The following is a 1348-nucleotide window of genomic DNA, read 5'->3' as shown; positions in this document are numbered from 1 at the left end:
TTTGCTGGTGCGCCTATTTCTATCGTGAATTGTTTCGCATATTGATCTTCAAATTCTGACCACGGAATTAAATTCGCCATTATTACCCATCTATTATCTTCTGCCAACTGTCCCTCAAATGGCAGTTTAAACTTTTCTATGGGGGTAGGTAGAGTTTCAATTTTTCGATACATTTTCTATGTTTTTGTGAGGATTTTTACCCATTTTACCCGATTGCCTTGCACTTTTTTCCCATTTATAGACTTCAATCACTATTTATATAAGGGTTTCAGCTTTAATCAGCAAGCCCTAAATATAATTCAATCCCAGCCGTGTCAACTCTAGACATGGCATTTTTGTTTTTGATACTAAATATCCTGTTAGTTGTTCCCTTCGACTTCGCTCAGGGAACACACTCAGGGAAAACACTCAGGGAAAACTTGTTAAGTAGGCAGGCAAAATTAATTATATAAAAGATTTGGATTTAATGTAGGGGTAGCGCCCCCGTGCCTACCCCGGTATTTGGGGCAACCACAGGGGGTTTGCCCCTACTTGAATTGAGGAAAAGTGCCTACCCCGGTATTTGGGGCAACCACAGGGGGTTTGCCCCTACTTGAATTGAGGAAAAGTGCCTACCCCGGTATTTGGGGCAACCACAGGGGGTTTGCCCCTACTTGAATTGAGGAAAAGTAAATGTTTTGTATTGTCCAACACTTTTGAATCTTCATTAGACATCTCCGAGAATTAAATATGCGTTTCCTAGAACCCTTGTAGAGACGTTCCTTATGTAGGGATTCTCGGCTCTACATTCTTTTCTGGAAATGTCTATTATTCATTCTTATTTTGCAAAATTCACGCAAATCTAGCCAATAATTCCTCACGAGATAATTGTAAAAGCAAAGGAGTAAATTCTTCTCTGCTCATAGCAATAAGAGGATTGATAATTGCTGCTAACTGTGAATCAACTGCACCAAAACGCACTTGTAAAATACTTTCAATCATAGCCCGTCGTTCTCTTTCTATACCCCTATCAAGTCCTAGTTTTTCTCCTTGTTGTATCCCTTGTTGTATTCCTTGTTGTATCCCTTCTTGAAGTCCTTGTTTTTTAAGTTCTTCTAATTGTTGTTGATACATTTCCGATAATTTCATAATTAACTCCTGATCATCTTTATCAATATCTTGTTCTTGACGCTGACGAGCCGATAACACAGCAATTAGGTTATTTACTAATTGTATAATATCCGCAAGAAAGGGACTATCATTTGCTAGTGCTTCTAATTCTTCTACCGCTTGTCTTTGTACTTTTCCTTTTCCTAAAACCCGCAAAAACAGTGTTTCGGGTGTACTGGGTAGTTGATGAATTGCAATA

Annotated in this window: 2 pseudogenes; both read right to left on the bottom strand. The window is 38.7% G+C overall.

What is annotated here, in order from left to right:
- Nucleotides 1–173 (bottom strand): annotated as a pseudogene (locus tag FJR38_RS00810) (IS5/IS1182 family transposase); the annotation flags it as partial.
- A 658-nt stretch (nt 174–831) separates the two neighbouring features.
- Nucleotides 832–1348 (bottom strand): annotated as a pseudogene (locus FJR38_RS00805) (hypothetical protein); the annotation flags it as partial.

It is taken from the genome of Anabaena sp. UHCC 0253, from assembly GCF_009712085.1.
In the GTDB taxonomy this organism is placed as follows: domain Bacteria; phylum Cyanobacteriota; class Cyanobacteriia; order Cyanobacteriales; family Nostocaceae; genus Dolichospermum.
Note: the sequence above shows the minus strand (reverse complement) of the source record. Positions and strands in the feature narration are given on the sequence as shown.